This window comes from Sphingobium sp. SG1 (assembly GCF_057063145.1).
The window spans coordinates 320,104-337,984 of sequence record NZ_JBVVOJ010000002.1 but is presented as its reverse complement, the minus strand read 5'-3'; the positions used below and the strand labels follow the sequence as shown (position 1 = coordinate 337,984).

Here is a 17,881-nt window from a genome sequence, read left to right as displayed (position 1 = left end):
ATCGGACAATCGTCGTTACGATATTTTCCCGTGCGCGGCGCACGGGCACCACCGCATTTCCACGCTTTTCCGCCACATTACGCAAAATTCGCGATTTCCGTTGCGGATGAAAATTATCCTTGAGTGCAAAATATAACTAGCCACCTGTGCAATATTGACCTAAGGAATCGGACATGGATCGCAAGCGGCCATCCGAAAGCCGCGAGCAGCCCGACGGGTGACACCCGGACGGCGCGCTCGCCTTTCGAGCAGAACAGGGATGTGAGTGGATGGCGGAAATGGAGCCCATCGATAGAGAAGAATTTCGGCAGGAGGCGCGCGCCTGGCTGAAGGCGAATTTTCCGCCGGCGCTGACCAATGTGCCCGGCCTGCTCTTCCAGGGCGACGCCCATGCCGCCGCCGCCAATGCCGACTATCAGCTCTGGCGCCAGCGGATGACCGATAAGGGCTGGGGCGTGCCGACCTGGGCGCCGCGCTATGGCGGCGCCGGCCTCACCGAAGCCCATGGCAAGATCATCGGCGAGGAACTGGCCGCGATCGGCGGTTTCAACCCGATCCGCAGCTATGGCACGATGATGCTTGGCCCGACCTTGCTGGAATATGGCGACGAAGCGCAGAAACTGGAACATCTGCCCTTTATCGCCAGCCATGAACGGCGCTGGTGCCAGGGCTTTTCCGAACCCGGCGCGGGATCGGACCTGGCCGCGCTCCAGACCAAATGCATCGACATGGGCGACCATTGGCTGGTCAGCGGGCAGAAGATCTGGACATCGGGCGCCGACCAGGCCGACTGGTGTTTCGTCCTCGTCCGCACCGATACGGAGCGCAAGCAGGGCGGCATCAGCTTCCTGCTGGTCGACATGCAATCCGAAGGGATCGAGGCCCGGCCGATCGTCCTCATCAGCGGATCGACCCATTTCTGCGAAGTCTTCTTCAACGATGTGAAGGTGCCCAAGGGCAATCTGGTGGGCGAGGTCAACCAAGGCTGGACCATCGCCAAGCGGCTGCTGCAGTTCGAACGCAACAGCCTGTCGGAGGTGAAGGCCGACATCACCCCCCTCGCCCCGCTGGCCCATGACTATCTGGGCACGGACGCGCTCGGGCGGATCGACAGCCCGGACCTGCGCGCCCGGCTGGTGCGCAATGCGATGCGGCATGAAGCCTATATGGCAACCGTTCGCCGGCTCGCAGCCGAAGCGAAGAATGGCGGCCCCAGCCATGGCGTGTCAGCACTCAAGAATTTGTGGTCCGGCATCATCCAGGAACGGGCCGAGCTGCTGGTCGAGATCATGGGCGCCGATGGCCTGGGCTGGGCCGGAGATCCCTATAGTGCGGCCGAGAAGGAGGCGACGCGCGCCTGGCTGCACAGCAAGGCCTTCTCCATCTACGGCGGCAGCTACGAGGTGCAAAACAATATCACCGCCAAGCGCACGCTGGGCCTGCCGGGCTGAGCATGGGCGAGGACGAGAGAAAAGACAGGATGCGGGAGGACGCGCCGTGGCGGTGCTGAACGAAGAACAGACGATGCTGAAGGACATGGCGTCGGAATGGGTGCGCGACCGCCTGCCCGCGACCGCGCTGCGCGGCCTGTACGATCATGGCGGCGGCGGTCTCAGCGGATCGGACGGCTATGATGCCGAGGCCTGGGCCGAAATGGCGCAGATGGGCTGGTGCGGCATCATCGTGCCGGAAGACCATGGCGGCGCCGATTTCGGCTATCTCAGCCTTGGCCTGGTGATCGAGGAACTGGGGCGCACCCTGGCCGCCTCGCCGCTGGTCAGCTCCGCGCTGGTCGCCGCCTCCGCGTTGCGCCTTGCCGGCACGCAGGAGCAGCAGGCCCGCTGGCTGCCGGGCATCGCTGACGGATCGCTGATCGGCACGCTGGCGCTCGACGAAGGGCCGCATCATGCTCCCGAGCGCACCGCGCTGGCGGCCACAGCCTCAGGCGATGACTGGCAGCTGTCCGGCACCAAGCGCCCGGTGCAGGACGGCATGATCGCCGACCTCGCCATCGTTGCCGCGCGCACCAGCGGCGCGCCGGGCGATCGCGATGGCCTGACCCTGTTCCTGGTACCGACCGACAGCGCCGGGCTGGAGCGGCTGGCGCTCGACCAGATCGATGCCCGCCGTCCCGCCCAATATCGCTTCGATAGTGTCAACATCGCTGTCAACGATGTTCTCGGCGAAATCGGCAAGGCCGCCGACCTGATCGACGCGATCCGCGATCGGGCCGCGATCGGCATCGCCGCCGAAATGCTGGGCAGTGCGACCCAGGCGTTCGACATCACGCTCGATTATCTCAAGACCCGCGTCCAGTTCGGCGCGATCATCGGCTCCTTCCAGGCGCTGCAGCATCGCGCCGCCGAACTGTTCGGCGAATTGCAGCTGACGCGATCGGCGGTCGAAACCGCGCTGGCGGCGATCGATGCCGATGATCCTGCGCTCCCCGCCCTCGCCTCGCTCGCCAAGGCGACCGCCGGCGAAACGCTGCACCGCATATCCTCGCAGATGGTCCAGTTGCATGGCGGCATCGGCATGACCCATGAACATGATGCCGGCCTTTACCTGAAGCGCGCCCGCGTCGCGGAGCAATGCCATGGCAGCACCGCCTGGCACCGCGAGCGCTGGGCGCGGCTCAATGGCTATTGAGGGGCCGATGATCATGCCATCGCGCGAAATACAGCTGAAGCGCCGCCCGATCGGCGCCCCGGTGGCGGAGGATTTCGCCACCGTCGAACAGGCTCTGCCACCGCCCGGCCCCGGCGAGGTGCAAGTGCGCAATCTCTGGATGGCAGTCGACCCGGCGATGCGCGGGCGGATGAGCGACGCCAAAAGCTATGTGCCCCCCTTCGCGCTCGACGCGGCGATGGAGGGACCGGCGATCGGCGAAGTAATCGCCTCCAACGATCCGGCCTTCACGCCCGGCGAACTGGTCTTTTCCCGGCTTGGCTGGCGCGAAGCGTTCAATGCCCCCGGCACCGCGCTCCAGCATCGCGATCGCCAGGCACTGCCGCCCCAGGCCTATCTCTGCTTCGCCGGCATGACCGGCCTCACCGCCTATGCCGGCCTCATCCGCATTGCGGAGTTGCAGCCGGGCGACACCGTCTTCGTGTCGGCCGCGTCCGGCGCGGTCGGATCGATCGCCTGCCAGATCGCCCGCAACATGGGATGCAAGGTGATCGGATCGGCCGGCGGCCCGGACAAGACCGCCTTCCTGCGCGATGTGCTCAAGGTCGACGCCGCGATCGATTACAAGGCGGAGCCGAACCTGACCAAGGCCCTCGCCCGCGAGGTCAAGGCGATCGGCGCCAGCGGCATCGATGTCTATTTCGACAATGTCGGCGGCGATCATCTTCAGGCCGCCCTGTCGCTTGCCAATGATTTCGCGCGCTTCGCCATCTGCGGCATGATCTCGCAATATAATGTCACCGACGCGCCGACCGTGCCGCGCAACCTCACCATGCTGATGACCAAGCGCATCCGCATGCAGGGCTATATCGCGCTCGACCATATGGATCTGGAGGCGGAGATGCTGGAACGCATGACCTTCTGGAGCCAGGCCGGCCAGATGGCCTCGGCCGAAACCGTCTATGATGGCATCGACAAGGCGCTCGACGCTTTCTGGGGCCTGTTCTCGGGCGCCAATATCGGCCGCACCATGGTCAGGCTGGGCTAGGGGGAATTCCATGTACGACATGCTCAAGGGCCTGCGCGTGGTCGAAGGTGCCGCCTTCATCGCCGGCCCGTCCTGCGGCCTGCACCTGGCACAGATGGGGGCGGAGGTGATCCGCTTCGACGCCATCGGTGGCGGCCCTGACTATCGTCGCTGGCCGGTCGCCACCTCCGGGGCCAGCCTCTATTGGGAGGGGCTCAACAAGGGCAAGAAATCGATCGCGATAGATCTTGGCCGCCCCGAAGGGCGCGAACTGGCGGTCGCCATCGCCACCGCGCAGGGCGACAATGCCGGCCTGTTCCTCACCAATTATCCGGTGAAGGGCTTCCTCAGCCATGAGGCGCTGGCCGCACGCCGTGCCGACATCATCAGCGTCCGCGTCATGGGCTGGGCCGATGGATCACCGGCGGTCGATTACACCATCAACGCCGCCGCTGGCGTGCCGATGATGACCGGCCCGGCCGACGATGACCGTCCGGTCAACCATGTCCTGCCGGCCTGGGATCTGCTGGGCGGCGCCTATGCCGCCTTCGCCATGACGTCCGCCCTGCTGCGCCGGCGCGCGACCGGCCAGGGCGCGGAAATCCGCGTGCCCCTGTCGGACCTCGCGGCCTCAACCCTGTCGCATCTCGGCTCCGTCGCCGAAGTGCTGTCAGCCGGCGACCGGCCACGCATGGGCAATGACCTGTTCGGCGCCTTCGGCCGGGATTTCCTGACCGCCGACGGCAAGAGGCTGATCGTCGTCGCCATCACCCCGCGCCAATGGACCGGCCTCCTCAAGACGCTGGACCTTGGCGACGCGATCGCCGCGATCGAGGGCGAAACGGGGGCCAACTTCGCCAGGGATGAGGGCGCCCGCTTCACCCATCGCGCCCGGCTCTTCCCGCTGTTCGAAGCCGCCTTCGCCGCGCGCAGCAGCGACGCGCTAAAGCCCGCCTTCGACGCGGGCGGCGTCACCTGGGGCGAATATCAGTCGCTGCATCAGGCCGTGACGCAGGACGAACGGCTGTTCACCGCCAATCCGCTGTTCGAGACGATCGCCCATCCCAGCGGCCTCACCTACCCCACATCCGGCCCGGCGGGCACGCTGGCCGGTGAGGCGCGCGGCGCCGTCGGTGCGGCCCCGCGCCTTGGCGAACATAGCGACCAGATATTGAGCGAGCTGCTGGGCCTCGACAGCGGCGCGATCGGCCGCCTCCATGACGAAGGACTGGTCGCATGACCCTTTCCCCATCCGATATCGCCCGTTGGCAGACATGGGTCGGCAGGACCGAAAGCCGGACCGAGATGCTCGACCGGGAAGCGCTGCGCCGCTTCGCCGCCGCCATCGGCGAGCCGCTCGATGTCGAGGCGGTCCAGCCCTCGCTGGCCCATTGGGCCTTTTTCCTGCCGGTTGCCGCCGCTGACCAGATCGGCCCGGACGGCCATCCCAAACGCGGCGGTTTCCTGCCGCCGATCAGCCTGCCCCGCCGCATGTTCGCTGCCGCCGAGATGCAGTTTCACGCGCCCCTGATGCTCGATTGGGAAGCGACCCGCACCTCGACCGTGCTCGACATCGCCCACAAGAGTGGCCGCAGCGGCGAGCTTGTCCTCGTGAAGGTCGGCCACAGCATCGTCCAGGCCGATCGCGAACGGGTGAGCGAGGTGCAGACCATCGTCTATCGCGACACCGGCGCACCGACGCCCGCGATCGTCCCCGCCGCCTTCGATGGCGCCCCCGATGATGTGAACTGGGCGCCAAACAGCGTCGACCTGTTCCGCTTCTCGGCCGTCACTTTCAACAGCCACCGCATCCATTATGACCTGCCCTATGCGACCGACGAGGAGGGCTATCCCGGCCTGGTGATCCACGGCCCCTTCACCGCCGCCAGATTGTTCGGCCATGCCCGCGGCGGGGGCCGCAGCCCGACCCGCTTCGCCTTCCGCGCGGTCGCGCCGGTCTTTGCCGGCCAGCCGGTATTGCTGCGCGAGGATGAAGCCGGCCGCTGCCGCGCGATCCGCTGCGACGGCAGCGACGCCATGGTCGCCGACATCGGATATTGAGAGGAGATTTTTCATGGACGCCGAGACGTTCGACCTGTTCCGCACCACCGTCCGCCGCTTCGTCAGTGAAAAGCTGATCCCGGCCGAGGACGCCGTCGAGGAAGCGGATGCGGTTCCCGAAACCATCATCCAGCAGATGCGCGACATGGGCCTGTTCGGCCTGTCCGTGCCGGAGGAATTTGGCGGCATCGGCTGCACCATGGCGGAGGAAGCGGCGATCATCCGCGAGATCACCCGCGCGTCGGTCGTTTTCCGCTCGGTCATCGGCACCACCGTCGGTATCGGCAGCCAGGGGATCGTCATGGATGGGACCGAGGAACAGAAGCGCGAATGGCTGCCCAAATTCGCCACCGGTGAGGCGATCGCCAGCTTTGGCCTGACCGAGCCGGAGGCTGGGTCCGACGCCGGTTCGCTGCGCACCGTCGCCATCCGCGACGGCGACACCTACCGCATCACCGGCACCAAGCGCTTCATCACCAACGCGCCCCGCGCCAGCGTCTTCACACTGATGGCCCGGACCGAACCGGACGTGAAGGGCGCGGCCGGCATTTCCGCCTTCATCCTGCCCGCCGGCACGCCCGGCATCAGCTTCGGCAAGCCCGACAAGAAAATGGGTCAGAAGGGGTCGATCACCACCGACGTGATCCTGGACGATGTCGTCGTGCCGGCCGCCAACATCATTGGTGGCGTGCCCGGTCGCGGTTTCAAGACCGCGATGAAGGTGCTGGATCGCGGCCGCATCCATATCGCCGCCGTCGCGCTCGGCATGTGCCAGCGGCTGATCGACATGGCCCTGCAATATGCGATGGAACGCAAGCAGTTCGGCCAGCGCATCGCCGATTTCCAGCTGGTCCAGGCGATGCTTGCCGACATGAAGGTCGACATGCTGACCACCGAAGCACTGATGCAGTCGGTCGCCGCCAAGTTCGACGCCGGCGAGCCGGTCAGCCTGGAATGCGCCGCGCTCAAATATTACGCCTCCGAAGCCGTCGGCCGGATCGCCGACCGCGCCGTCCAGATCTATGGCGGTGCCGGCTATATGGCCGAGTATAAGGTCGAGCGCTTCTATCGCGATGTCCGGCTGCTGCGCATCTATGAGGGCACCAGCCAGATCCAGCAGACCATCATCGCCAAGCAGATGATCCGCCAGGCCGAAGCGGCCGCCTGATCCTCCCCATTTCCGCAAAGGACATCGCATGCGCAGAGCCGCCATCGTCGCCCCAATCCGCACCGCCGTCGGCAAATATGGCGGTTCGCTCAAATCCTTCAGCGCCGGCGATCTGGGCGCGGTCATCATCAAGGCCTTGATGGAGCGGACCAGGATCGATCCCGAACGGATCGACGATGTCGTCTTCTCCCAGGGCTATGGCAATGGCGAGGCGCCCTGCATCGGCCGCTGGTCGGCGCTGGCCGCCGGCCTGCCCGAGAGCATCCCCGGCGTCCAACTCGACCGACGCTGCGGATCGGGGCTTCAGGCGGTGATCGATGCGGCCATGCGGATCCAGACCGGCGCCGCCGACATCGTCGTCGCCGGCGGGGTCGAGAGCATGTCCAATGTCGAATATTATTCGATGGACCATCGCTGGGGTGCCCGTTCCGGATCGACCCAGTTCCATGACCGCCTGACCCGCGGCCGCGTCATGTCGCAGCCGATCGCCCGCTATGGCATCATCAGTGGCATGATCGAGACGGCGAACAATCTCGCCAGGGATTATGACATCAGCCGCGAGGCCTGCGACGAATATGCCGCGATGAGCCATCAGCGCGCCGCAGCCGCCTGGGCCGCCAGCAAGTTCGACGACGAACTGGTCCCGGTCGCGGTGCCGCAGCGCAAGGGCGATCCGCTGATCTTCGCCATGGATGAGGGCATTCGTGCCGACGCCACGCCGGAATCGCTCGCCCTGTTGAAACCGATCGAGAAGGATGGCGTGGTCACCGCCGGCAATGCCAGCCAGCAGAATGATGCCGCCGCCGCCTGTCTGGTGGTCGCGGAGGACAAGCTCGATGAACTGGGCCTTGAACCCATGGCCTGGCTGCACAGCTGGGCGGCGGCGGGCTGCGATCCCTCGCGCATGGGCATCGGTCCGGTGCCGGCGGTCGAAAAGCTGTTCGCCCGCAATGGCCTTGGCTGGAACGACATCGATCTGGTCGAACTCAACGAAGCCTTCGCGCCGCAGGTGCTGGCCTGCCTCAAGGGCTGGAACTGGGACGATCGCGACAAGCTCAACGTCAATGGATCGGGCATTTCGCTCGGCCATCCGATCGGCGCGACGGGCGGACGCATCCTCGCCAATCTGCTGCGCGAGCTGCAGCGGCGTGACGGCCGCTATGGCCTGGAAACCATGTGCATTGGCGGCGGTCAGGGCCTGGCCGCCATCTTCGAACGGGCGGTCTGACCACCGCCTTTCGGAAGCCCCCTGGGCCGGCGTCGAGGCATGCGACGCCGGCTCATTCTTTTGATGGTCAGTCGACCGGCCTGCGGTCGGGCGAGAAGGCAATGATCGTCACGCCCAGCAGCGCCACGGTGCCGCCCCCAATCATGCCGATGGTGATCGGCGTGCCGAAATAAAGCGAGGCAAAGACTGTCGACATCACCGGCGATGCCAGCATCAACGGCATGATGGTCGAGATCGGATAGCGTTGCAGCAGCCAGGCGAGCGTCCCCTGGCCCAGCACCGTCGCGCCCAGACAGGAAAAGGCGAACCAGCCGGTCGGCACCCAACCGAGATGGGCCAGCCCCGCGATCGCGGGCCGCTCGAAAATCAGGGCAAAGGGCGCCAGCACCGCCGCGCCCATCAGCCCGTTCCACGCCTGGCCGTTCATCACGCTCACCCCGGTCAGCTTGCGCTGCACCAGGGTCGCGCCGCCCCACACCATCGCCGCGCTGGCCATCACCAACACGGCGGGCACCTCCGCCAGGATATGCGGGTCGAACACCAGCGCCACGACCCCGGCAAAGGCCAGCAGCACGCCGACAATCTTGCGCCGGTTGAGCCGCTCGCCCAGCAGCAGCGCGCCGAGCAGCAGCGAGAAGGGTACGCTCAATTGCCCGGCGATCGCCAGCGCCCCGACATTGGTCGCCATGAACAAAGCCAGGTTCAGCAGCAGCAGGAACAGCCCGCCATTGAGGAAGCCATAGAGCATCAGCCAGCCGGTCCGGCCCGGCAGCGGACGCAGCGCCGGCGCACAGATCAGGAAGACCGTCCCCATCCGCAGCGCCACCGACAATAGCGGCGCGGTCGCATCCACAACCACCTTCATCGCGATCACGTTGAGCGCGAACATGATGTTCACCAGCAACGCCAGCGCTATCCCGCCCGGCCCGAACCGATGGTTCGCCATGGGTCCGCCCTCGGCCATTTCCGCATCCTTCCCGCTTCAACCGCCGTTCAGACTCAGACGGCTATTGGCTTATTTATGCACACTGGTATAGATTTTGACCAGAGAAGAAGGGAAGAGGATTGAGGATGTCGATGAAGCATGTTTCGCGCGTGATGATGTTCGCTATGGCGGTCGCGGCCACCGGCCCGGCGCTGGCCCAGACGGGCGATGCGACCAAGGGCAAGGCGGTCTTCGCCCGCTGCGCCGTCTGCCACTCGGTCGATCCGGGCGTGAAGAAGCTAGGCCCTTCGCTCTCGGACGTATTCGGGCGCACGTCGGGCACCGTCCCCGGCTTCACTTATTCTCCGGCGATGCAGAAGGCCAAGATCCGCTGGGATGCCAAGTCGCTCGACGGCTTCCTTGCCAAGCCCAGCGCCGCCGTCCCCGGCAGCCGCATGGTCTTTGCCGGCCTGCCCAACCCAGCCGATCGCGCCAACCTGCTCGCCTATCTCGCCGGCGCCACCAAGAAATAGCACCAAAAGTATCCCATAGTGCAATAATTCTTGCCCTCCATTCCTGCACCCGCTATCAGAATCATCAACCGATGCAGCAGATAGACGGGGACAGGAGCGGATGGCGATGACAGCGGTCATGACGGACAAGGCGGGCAGCCGATGAGCGGCCGCGCGCTTGAAGGGATCAAGGTTCTCGACCTGTCGCGCGTGCTCGCGGGGCCATGGTCGACCCAGATACTCGCCGACTTCGGTGCCGACGTCATCAAGATCGAACTGCCCGGCCATGGCGACGACACCCGCGCCTGGGGGCCGCCTTTCCTGACCGGCGCCGATGGCCAGCCGGAAATCGGCACCAGCGCCTATTATCTGTCCTGCAACCGCAACAAGCGCTCCGCCGCGATCAACCTGGCGACGCCGCAGGGCGCCGAGCTGATCCGTCGGCTGGCGGCGGAAGCCGACATATTGGTCGAAAATTTCAAGGTTGGGGGCCTCAGCAAATACGGTCTCGACTATGCCAGCCTGAAGGCGATCAACCCGCGCCTCGTCTATTGCTCGATCACCGGCTTCGGCCAGACCGGCCCCTATGCCGACCGGGGCGGCTATGATTTCGTTGCCCAGGGCATGGGCGGCTTCATGAGCATCACCGGCGAAGAGGACGGCGGCCCGCTGCGCGCTGGCGTCGCCATGGCTGACCTGTCGACCGGCATGTTCGCGACCGTCTCGATCCTCGCCGCCCTGCGCCATGCCGAACGCACGGGCGAGGGACAGCAGATCGACGTGTCGCTGCTCGATACCCAGATCGCGATGCTCGCCAATCAGGGGATGAACTGGCTGGTCGGCGGCATCGTGCCCGGACGCCTGGGCAATCGCCATCCCACCGTCGTCCCCTACAAGACGTTCGAGGTCGCCGACGGCATGATGATCATCGCGATCGGCAATGATCGCCAGTTCCGCGCCTTCTGCACGGAAATGGGCCATGGCGAACTGGGCACCGATCCGCTCTACGCCACCAGCGCCCAGCGCCTCATCAACCGCGACGCGATCGAGGCGAAGGTGCAGGACATCGTCCGCCCCTTCGCCCGCGACGACCTGATGGCGCGCTTCGTGGCCGCGGGTGTCCCCGCCGGCCCGGTCAACAGCATCCAGGATGTGTTCGAGGATCCCTTCATCGACGCCCGCCAGACCGTCCATCGCTACCGCCGCGAAGAGGATGGGGTCGAGATCCCGACCGTCGCCTATCCCGGCAAGCTGTCGGCGACGCCGGCCGATTATCGTCACTGCCCGCCGCGCGTGGGCGAACATAGCCGCGAAATATTGGGGGAATGGCTCGGCCTCGACGACGGCGCGCTCGACGCGCTGACGAGCGACGGCGCGATCGCCCAACGCCCCGTGAAGGAGAGGACACAGGCATGAAGATCGACCAGGGGGTAGCCGCCATCGTCACCGGCGGGGCATCGGGTCTGGGTGAGGCGACGGCCCGCGCCATTGCAGCGCAGGGCGCCAAGGTGGCGCTGTTCGACTTCAACGAGGAAACCGGGACGAAGGTCGCGGCGGACATCGGCGGCACCTTCTGCAAGGTCGATGTCACCGACGAGGCCTCGGTCGATGCCGGCTTTGCCAAGGCACGCGCCGCGCATGGCCAGGAGCGGATCCTGGTCAATTGCGCCGGCACCGGCAATGTCATCAAGACCGCCAGCCGCGACCGCGAGACCGGCGAGATCAAGGCCTTCCCGACCGACCAGTTCGAACGGATCATCCAGATCAACCTGATCGGCACCTTCCGCTGCTGTGCCAAGTCGGCCGCCGGCATGCTCAGCCTCGACCCGCTGGAGGACAAGGCGCGCGGCGTCATCATCAACACCTCCAGCGCGGCGGCGGTCGACGGCCAGATCGGCCAGGCGGCCTATTCCGCGTCGAAGGGCGGCATCGTCAGCCTGACCCTGCCGATGGCGCGCGACCTGATGGGCGAAGGCATCCGCGTCAATGCGATCCTGCCCGGCATTTTCGACACGCCGCTGATGGCACGGGCCAGCGACAAGGTGCGCGATGCGCTGTCGGCCACCGTTCCCTTCCCCAAGCGTTTTGGCAAGCCCGAGGAGTTTGCCGCGATGGCGCTGGCGATGATCGAGAATGACTATTGGAACGGCGAATATGTGCGGCTCGACGGTGGCCTGCGCATGCCGCCGCGCTGAGGGAGAAGGACGATGTCCGAAGAAGCGCAGCCCGAATTCGTGACCTACAATGTGGTGGACGGCGTCGCCTGGGTGATGCTGAACCGCCCCCAATATGGCAATGCCCAGAATTACCGGCTGCTCGGCCAGCTCGACGACGCCTTCAAGCGCGCGGTCGAGGATGACGGGGTCAAGGTGATCGTGCTCGGTGGCGAGGGCAAGCATTTCTCTGCCGGCCATGACATCGGCACCCCGGACAAGGACAGCCACATGCCGCGCACGCGCACCAGCATGTGGTGGGACCATCTGAACAAGGGCGGCGCCGAACGCCAATATGTGCTGGAACAGGACGGCTATCTGGGCCTGTGCCGGCGCTGGGCCGACATCCCCAAGCCGATGATCGCCATGGTGCAGGGCGCCTGCATCGCCGGCGGGCTGATGCTGGCCTGGGTCTGCGACCTCATCATCGCATCGGAAGACGCCTTCTTCCAGGATCCGGTGCAGCGCATGGCCCAGCCGGGCGTCGAATATTTCGCCCATGCCTTCGAACTGCCGACCCGCGTCGCGCGCGAACTGCTGCTGCTCGGCCGCCGCATGCCGGCCCAGCGCGCCTATAATTTCGGCATGGTGAACGAGATTTTCCCGCGCGAAACGCTGCGCGAGGAAGTGGCCAAGATCGCCGCCGAGATCGCCCAGCATGAACGGTTCGGCCTGGCGCTGACCAAGCAGGCGTTCAACTTCGTCGAGGATGCGCGCGGCAAGCGGCAGGTGATGGATAGCGTGTTCCACATGCACCATCTCGCCCATGCCCATAATCAGCTGATGACCGGCAATCTGGTCGGCGGACTGGATGCTAAGGCAATGGCATCGGCGAACAAGAAGCAGGCGGGGGAAGGATGAGCGCGACCATGGAGATGGACAAGAATATCCTGGTCCTGCCCGATCTGCCGGCCTTGCTGTCGGGCGCAGCCGATGCCGCGCACGCCTTCGTCGCCGCCGCCCGGCCGCATGTGAAGGCGCGGATCTGCAACGAAAGCGGCAAGGTCGATCGCGTCCTTGCCGATGTCGAGCAGCATGTCGTCCACGGCTTTGGCTGGTTCGCCACCTATGCCGAAATGCTGCGCGAAGTCGCCAGTTGGGCGGCCAGTCTCGACGCCCAGGGCGGCTTTGGCGAGATCGAGGCACTGCTCGCCCAATTGCTCTTCGCCGAATATGGCGCGCAGATGCTGGGCGGCATCCCGATGAACCAGGGCGAGGTGATCCGCCCCACCGACCTTACCGACGATCTGTCCGCGCTCGACGCACCGGCCCTGCGTACCCTCATCCGCAGCGGCGGCGGCCAGGCGGTGAAGAGCGCCATTGCCGGCCATCTGGTCGATGCACGCGGCCGGGCGACCCTGGAAAATTGCGGCCTCGACGAGATGTTCGACATGGTGCGCGATCAGTTTTTCGCTTTGTCGAACGAGAAGGTCGCGCCCTTCGCCCATGAATGGCATCTCAAGGACGAGCTGATCCCGCTGCCGCTGGTCCAGGAACTGGGCGAGATGGGCGTGTTCGGCATGACCATTCCAGAAGAGTTTGGCGGCCTTGGCATGGGCAAGACCGCGATGTGCGTCGTGTCGGAAGAATTGTCGCGCGGCTGGATCGGCGTCGGCAGCCTCGCCACCCGGTCGGAAATCGCGGCAGAACTGATCCTGACCGGCGGCACCGCCGAGCAGAAGGCCCATTGGCTCCCGCAGATCGCCAATGCCGCGATCCTGCCGACCGCCGTCTTTACCGAGCCTGATACCGGGTCCGACCTTGGCGCGCTGCGCACCCGCGCGACGCTCGCCGACGGCGAATATCGGGTCAGCGGCAACAAGACCTGGATCACCCATGCGGCCCGCGCCGACGTGATGACCCTGCTGGTCCGCACCGATCCCGACACCCGCAACTATAGCGGCCTGTCGATGCTGATCGCGCCCAAGCAACGCGGCACCGTCGACGCCCCCTTCCCCACGCCCGGCATGAGCGGCGGCGAGATCGAGGTGATCGGCTATCGCGGCATGAAGGAATATGAGATCGGCTTCGACGATTTCCGCGTGCCTGCGGCCAATCTGCTCGGCGGGTGCGAGGGCCAGGGCTTCAAGCAGTTGATGGCGACCTTCGAAAGCGCCCGTATCCAGACCGCCGCCCGCGCCATCGGCGTCGCCCAGGCGGCGCTCGACATCGGCCTTTCCTATGCGCTCGACCGCAAGCAGTTCGGCCGACCGATCTTCGACTTTCCGCGCGTCGCCAACAAGCTGGCGATGATGGCGGCGGAGATCATGGGCGCGCGCCAGCTCACCTATTTCGCCGCCCGGCGCAAGGATGAGGACAAGCGCTGCGATCTGGAGGCCGGCATGGCCAAGCTGATCGGCGCGCGGGTCGCCTGGGCGGCCGCCGACAATGCGCTGCAGATCCATGGCGGCAACGGCTTCGCCACCGAATATCAGGTCAGCCGCCTGCTGGCCGACGCGCGCATTCTCAACATTTTCGAGGGCGCCGGCGAAATCCAGGCCCAGGTCATCGCCCGCCGCCTGCTCGACGAAGCCAATTAAGGGATCGGCCCTTCCCCGCCACCGGGGAAGGGCCGATCCTTTCCCCCTCAGAGCCGTTCCACGATCGTCACATTGGCCATGCCGCCGGCCTCGCACATGGTCTGGAGGCCATAGCGCGCGCCACGATCATGCAGCGCGCTAACCAGCGTCGCCATCAGCTTGGCGCCCGATCCGCCCAGCGGATGGCCCAGCGAAATCGCTCCGCCATGCACGTTGAGCCGCGCCGGATCGGCGCCCAGCGCCTTGGCCCAGGCCAGCGGCACCGGCGCGAACGCCTCATTCACTTCATAAAGATCGATATCGCCCAGCGTCATGCCTGCCCGCGCCAGCGCCCGCTCGGTCGCCGGGATCGGCGCCTCCAGCATGATGACCGGATCATGCCCCAGCACGGTCATTTCATGCACCCGCGCCAGCGGCGTCAGGCCATGGGTCTTGAGGCCCCGTTCATTGACGATCAGCAGCGCCGCAGCCCCGTCGCAAATCTGACTGGCATTGGCGGCGGAAATCACCCCGCCCTCCTGCAACAGCTTGACGCTGGCAATCTTCTCCAGGCTGGCGTCGAAGCGGATCCCCTCATCCACCTTGTGGATCAGCGTTTCGCCCTCGGCGGTCTCGACCTCCAGCGGCACGATCTCCGCATCGAACTTGCCGGCCTGCGTCGCCGCCGCCGCGCGATGATGGCTTTCCAGCGCATAGGCGTCGAGCGCCGCACGGTCGAAGCCATATTTGCGGGCCATCATCTCGGCCCCGCCAAACTGGCTGAACGGCGTGTCGGGATAGCGCGCCTCGATTCCCGGACTGCGATAGGTACCGAACCCATGTTTGGCCGCCAGCGTCCAGGGCAGGCCCATCGGCACGCGCGTCATGCTCTCGACACCGGCGGCGATCACCACGTCCTGCACCCCGGCCATCACCGTCGCGGCGGCGAAATGCAGCGCCTGTTGCGACGATCCGCACTGGCGGTCGACATGGGTGCCGGGCACGGATTCGGGCAGGCCGCTCGCCAGCACGGCGTTGCGGGCGATGTTCGCGCCCTGCTCGCCGCCGGGACAGGCGCAGCCCATGATGACATCCTCGATCGCGGCCGGATCGATCCCGCTGCGGCCCACCAGTCCCGCCAGCACGCGCCCGGCCAGATCCGCGGGATGCACCCCCGCCAGCCTGCCGCCCCGCTTGCCACCGGCGCTGCGCGCCACGGCCGCAATATATGCCTCCGCCATCCGACTCCTCCAATTATATACCTAGATGCAGTTTTATTGTCTTACCCCGCCCGTTCGGCAGGACCAAGGCAATTATGCACCAACGGAAAATATTTGGAGATGCTCGGGCAGGTCGACATCGTCGGCGAGACCGGGCCGCCGGAGGATCGACACGCGATGCCCGGCTCGTCCCGCTTCCCCGACATGGGCAGCACAACTCTTCGGCCCGAAGCGCAGCGGGATGAGGCCGGGCCGCTTCAGCAACAGCGCATTCGTTCCCTGCCCCTCTCGGTCGGTAGCAATCACCACATCGGCGGGTTCCTGCACCATCGCGCGCAGGTCCGCAGCCGCCAGCATCGGCAGGTCCGCGCTCAGGATCAGCACCGGCTGATCGGCCGGCAACGCCTGCATCGCCGCCATCAGCGCCGGCACATGCCCCGGCTCCCGCTCAGCCAGAACTCTCGCGCCCCGCTCGGTCGCGAAACCGCGCACCTCCGGGCAGGCGCTGACGACATAGGTGATTGCATCCAGCCCAGCATCGCGCGCGACCGCCAGCACATGCCCCAATAATTGCCGGCACAGCGCCGCCCGATCCCGTGGCCCCAGAACCTCCGCCAGCCGGCTCTTGCCCTGCGCGAAGCTCTTGGCCGGGATCAGGATGGACAGGGTCATGGCGCCGCGCGCCGCAACGCCGCCGCAAAATCGATCATCTGAGCGGCCAGTGCCCGCTGCTGATCGGCATTGCGCATCAAGATGTCGGCACTGCGCACCGCCAGTCCATCGTCGGACCAGCCCTGCGCATCGGCAGCATCCACCATCAGTCCATCGATCAATCCGTCATAATGGCGGGCGATCGTCGCCGGGGTCGTCGGCAGACCCAGTTCGGTCATGATCTTGGCCGCCGGCCCCTTGACCGCCTGTCCCGCGATGAAGGGCGACAGCGCCACGCACGGCACGCGCCGCGCCGCCAGCCTGTCGCGCACCCCCGGCACCGCCAGGATCGGGTCGATCGACAGGATGGGGTTGGACGGGCAGAGGATGATCGCCTCCAGCGCGGGATCATCCAGCGCCGCCAGCAGCCCGGCGCTCGGCCGCGCCGCTGCGGCCCCGTCGAACCGGATCGATTGGAAGCGCGGCCCGCATTGATGGCGCACGAAATAATCCTGGAAGGCCATTTCGCCCTGGTCGGTGTCGATCATCGACCGGACCGGATCGTCGCTCATCGGCACGATCGCCGGCCCGATGCCCAGTCGCGCGGCGATGTCGGCCGTGACCGAAGACAGCGTGCCCTCGCGCAGCAAGGCGGTACGCAGCACATGGGTCGCCAGATCCCGATCGCCCAGGTTGAACCAGCTTTCGCCGCCCAGCCGCCTTGTCGCGTCCATGAAAGCCCAGCTTTCATCGGCCACGCCCCAGCCCCGCACGCTATCGTTCATGCCCGCCAGCGCATAGGTGACGCTGTCGATGTCGGGCGAGATATGCAGCCCCATATGGACGAAATCGTCACCGGTGTTGACGGCAATGCTCAGTGCGCCGAGCGGCACGACGCCGGCCAGGCCATTGGCCAGCTTGGCGCCGCCGACGCCCCCGGCCAGGGCAAGCACGCTCACGGGAACAGGTCCATCGCCGGTTCGCGGATCAGTTCGGCCGCGCTGCCCTCGTTGCGGCCCCGCGCAATGCCCCGTGCCACGACGATCGGCCGGCCTTCGCCGGCCTGCCCCATGATCAGCGAGGCGGCGGCCGCCACCTCGTCGGCCAGGCCCAGTTCGCTGGTCTGCAACGGCCGACCATGCAGGTCCGGCTCACCGCGCAGGTCGAGCAGACCGCTCATGCCGGCGACCCCGATCGCCACGCCACAGGTGCCCTTGCGCCAGGCCCGGCCCAGGCTGTCGATGATGACCACCGCGATGTCGATGCCCTGCGCCTCACGCACCGCCTGCCGCAGCGCCGCAGCACTGCCATCGGGATCGAGCGGCAGCAGCAGCGCGACACCATCCTCATCCTGCGCGATGTTGGACTGGTCGATCCCGGCATTGGCCAGCACCAGACCCAGCCGATGGCGCACGATCAGCACGCCCGGCCGGACCCGCATCAACTTCTCGCTCTCCGACAGGATCAGTTCGACCAGCCGGGGATCCTTGTGGCATTGCGCTGCCAGATCGATCGCCTCGGCCGAGGGCGACACGCTGGCCAGCGGCACGGCGCGTCCCTCCGCCTTGGATATGATCTTCTGCGCCAGCACGACGATGTCGCCATCCTGCAGCGACAGGCCATTGGCATGGCAGGCCGACAGCAGCATGGCCGACAGATCGTCGCCCGGCGCAACCATGGGAACCCCGTTCAGGGCCGATAATGTGACGGCGGCCGGTGCGACTATCAT

At 66.4% G+C, this 17,881-nt stretch carries 17 protein-coding genes; 12 read left to right on the top strand and 5 right to left on the bottom strand.

What is annotated here, in order from left to right:
• Window positions 1–269: 269 nt before the first annotated feature.
• The 7 genes from AC0KVN_RS07050 to AC0KVN_RS07020 are packed head-to-tail and all read left to right on the top strand — an operon-like array spanning window position 270 to window position 8,112.
• Entirely contained in the window at window positions 270–1,451 is a 1,182-nt protein-coding gene (locus AC0KVN_RS07050) for an acyl-CoA dehydrogenase family protein (RefSeq protein WP_017499264.1), read from the top strand.
• A gap of 46 nt (window positions 1,452–1,497) precedes the next feature.
• Window positions 1,498–2,649 (top strand): acyl-CoA dehydrogenase family protein, encoded by a 1,152-nt coding sequence (locus AC0KVN_RS07045; RefSeq protein WP_435566500.1) that lies wholly within the window; start codon window positions 1,498–1,500, stop codon window positions 2,647–2,649.
• 7 nt (window positions 2,650–2,656) lie between these two features.
• Window positions 2,657–3,676: an NADP-dependent oxidoreductase gene (locus tag AC0KVN_RS07040; RefSeq protein WP_435566499.1), complete on the top strand. Its 1,020-nt coding sequence runs from the start codon at window positions 2,657–2,659 to the stop codon at window positions 3,674–3,676.
• A gap of 10 nt (window positions 3,677–3,686) precedes the next feature.
• A complete protein-coding gene (locus AC0KVN_RS07035; RefSeq protein ID WP_435566498.1) occupies window positions 3,687–4,895 on the top strand; it encodes a CoA transferase in 1,209 nt (402 codons plus the stop codon).
• Window positions 4,892–5,716, top strand: coding sequence for an HTD2 family dehydratase (locus AC0KVN_RS07030; RefSeq protein WP_279728561.1), 825 nt, complete (start codon window positions 4,892–4,894; stop codon window positions 5,714–5,716). Before AC0KVN_RS07035 ends, AC0KVN_RS07030 begins: the two co-directional genes overlap by 4 nt.
• A gap of 13 nt (window positions 5,717–5,729) precedes the next feature.
• Entirely contained in the window at window positions 5,730–6,884 is a 1,155-nt protein-coding gene (locus tag AC0KVN_RS07025) for an acyl-CoA dehydrogenase family protein (protein WP_169860590.1), read from the top strand.
• A 28-nt stretch (window positions 6,885–6,912) separates the two neighbouring features.
• On the top strand, window positions 6,913–8,112 hold the full coding sequence (locus tag AC0KVN_RS07020) for an acetyl-CoA C-acetyltransferase (RefSeq protein WP_435566497.1): 1,200 nt from the start codon (window positions 6,913–6,915) through the stop codon (window positions 8,110–8,112).
• Window positions 8,113–8,179: 67 nt separating this feature from the next.
• Here AC0KVN_RS07020 and AC0KVN_RS07015 read toward each other — a convergent pair whose 3' ends face one another.
• The gene (locus AC0KVN_RS07015; RefSeq protein WP_483656034.1) at window positions 8,180–9,058 is read right to left on the bottom strand and encodes a DMT family transporter; all 879 of its coding nucleotides are present in this window, start codon (window positions 9,056–9,058) and stop codon (window positions 8,180–8,182) included.
• A 125-nt stretch (window positions 9,059–9,183) separates the two neighbouring features.
• Between AC0KVN_RS07015 and AC0KVN_RS07010 the strand changes: the two genes are divergently transcribed.
• From AC0KVN_RS07010 to AC0KVN_RS06990, 5 genes are all read left to right on the top strand, one after another.
• Window positions 9,184–9,570, top strand: a complete 387-nt coding sequence (locus tag AC0KVN_RS07010; protein ID WP_435566495.1) for a c-type cytochrome — start codon at window positions 9,184–9,186, stop codon at window positions 9,568–9,570.
• 141 nt (window positions 9,571–9,711) lie between these two features.
• Entirely contained in the window at window positions 9,712–10,965 is a 1,254-nt protein-coding gene (locus tag AC0KVN_RS07005; protein WP_435566494.1) for a CaiB/BaiF CoA transferase family protein, read from the top strand.
• Complete coding sequence (locus AC0KVN_RS07000) at window positions 10,962–11,744, top strand: SDR family NAD(P)-dependent oxidoreductase (RefSeq protein WP_004212325.1); 783 nt, start codon at window positions 10,962–10,964, stop codon at window positions 11,742–11,744. The genes AC0KVN_RS07005 and AC0KVN_RS07000 overlap by 4 nt, the downstream gene beginning before the upstream one ends.
• Window positions 11,745–11,756: 12 nt before the next feature.
• Window positions 11,757–12,623 carry an enoyl-CoA hydratase gene (locus tag AC0KVN_RS06995; RefSeq protein WP_007707227.1) on the top strand — a complete coding sequence of 289 codons (867 nt, stop codon included), beginning with the start codon at window positions 11,757–11,759 and terminating at the stop codon, window positions 12,621–12,623.
• On the top strand, window positions 12,620–14,302 hold the full coding sequence (locus AC0KVN_RS06990) for an acyl-CoA dehydrogenase family protein (RefSeq protein WP_435566493.1): 1,683 nt from the start codon (window positions 12,620–12,622) through the stop codon (window positions 14,300–14,302). Before AC0KVN_RS06995 ends, AC0KVN_RS06990 begins: the two co-directional genes overlap by 4 nt.
• A 47-nt stretch (window positions 14,303–14,349) precedes the next feature.
• On the opposite strand, the gene AC0KVN_RS06985 is transcribed toward AC0KVN_RS06990, so the two are convergent.
• From AC0KVN_RS06985 to cofE, 4 genes are all read right to left on the bottom strand, one after another.
• Window positions 14,350–15,522 (bottom strand): acetyl-CoA C-acetyltransferase, encoded by a 1,173-nt coding sequence (locus AC0KVN_RS06985; RefSeq protein ID WP_435566492.1) that lies wholly within the window; start codon window positions 15,520–15,522, stop codon window positions 14,350–14,352.
• 72 nt (window positions 15,523–15,594) lie between these two features.
• Entirely contained in the window at window positions 15,595–16,173 is a 579-nt protein-coding gene (cofC, locus tag AC0KVN_RS06980; RefSeq protein ID WP_435566491.1) for a 2-phospho-L-lactate guanylyltransferase, read from the bottom strand.
• Window positions 16,170–17,111 carry a 2-phospho-L-lactate transferase gene (gene cofD, locus AC0KVN_RS06975; RefSeq protein ID WP_435566490.1) on the bottom strand — a complete coding sequence of 314 codons (942 nt, stop codon included), beginning with the start codon at window positions 17,109–17,111 and terminating at the stop codon, window positions 16,170–16,172. Before cofD ends, cofC begins: the two co-directional genes overlap by 4 nt.
• A complete protein-coding gene (cofE, locus tag AC0KVN_RS06970) occupies window positions 17,108–17,881 on the bottom strand; it encodes a coenzyme F420-0:L-glutamate ligase (RefSeq protein ID WP_026108774.1) in 774 nt (257 codons plus the stop codon). The genes cofD and cofE overlap by 4 nt, the downstream gene beginning before the upstream one ends.

Excerpts from the sequence above, each read along its gene's own strand:
- AC0KVN_RS07025 (WP_169860590.1), top strand. The coding sequence starts at position 5,730 with ATGGACGCCGAGACGTTCGACCTGTTCCGCACCACCGTCCGCCGCTTC.
- AC0KVN_RS07030 (WP_279728561.1), top strand. The coding sequence starts at position 4,892 with ATGACCCTTTCCCCATCCGATATCGCCCGTTGGCAGACATGGGTCGGC.
- AC0KVN_RS07020 (WP_435566497.1), top strand. The coding sequence starts at position 6,913 with ATGCGCAGAGCCGCCATCGTCGCCCCAATCCGCACCGCCGTCGGCAAA.
- AC0KVN_RS06990 (WP_435566493.1), top strand. The coding sequence starts at position 12,620 with ATGAGCGCGACCATGGAGATGGACAAGAATATCCTGGTCCTGCCCGAT.
- AC0KVN_RS07040 (WP_435566499.1), top strand. The coding sequence starts at position 2,657 with ATGATCATGCCATCGCGCGAAATACAGCTGAAGCGCCGCCCGATCGGC.
- AC0KVN_RS07010 (WP_435566495.1), top strand. The coding sequence starts at position 9,184 with ATGTCGATGAAGCATGTTTCGCGCGTGATGATGTTCGCTATGGCGGTC.
- cofC (WP_435566491.1), bottom strand. The coding sequence starts at position 16,173 with ATGACCCTGTCCATCCTGATCCCGGCCAAGAGCTTCGCGCAGGGCAAG.
- AC0KVN_RS07015 (WP_483656034.1), bottom strand. The coding sequence starts at position 9,058 with ATGGCGAACCATCGGTTCGGGCCGGGCGGGATAGCGCTGGCGTTGCTG.
- AC0KVN_RS07050 (WP_017499264.1), top strand. The coding sequence starts at position 270 with ATGGCGGAAATGGAGCCCATCGATAGAGAAGAATTTCGGCAGGAGGCG.
- AC0KVN_RS07035 (WP_435566498.1), top strand. The coding sequence starts at position 3,687 with ATGTACGACATGCTCAAGGGCCTGCGCGTGGTCGAAGGTGCCGCCTTC.
- AC0KVN_RS07005 (WP_435566494.1), top strand. The coding sequence starts at position 9,712 with ATGAGCGGCCGCGCGCTTGAAGGGATCAAGGTTCTCGACCTGTCGCGC.
- AC0KVN_RS06985 (WP_435566492.1), bottom strand. The coding sequence starts at position 15,522 with ATGGCGGAGGCATATATTGCGGCCGTGGCGCGCAGCGCCGGTGGCAAG.
- cofE (WP_026108774.1), bottom strand. The coding sequence starts at position 17,881 with ATGATAGTCGCACCGGCCGCCGTCACATTATCGGCCCTGAACGGGGTT.
- AC0KVN_RS06995 (WP_007707227.1), top strand. The coding sequence starts at position 11,757 with ATGTCCGAAGAAGCGCAGCCCGAATTCGTGACCTACAATGTGGTGGAC.
- AC0KVN_RS07000 (WP_004212325.1), top strand. The coding sequence starts at position 10,962 with ATGAAGATCGACCAGGGGGTAGCCGCCATCGTCACCGGCGGGGCATCG.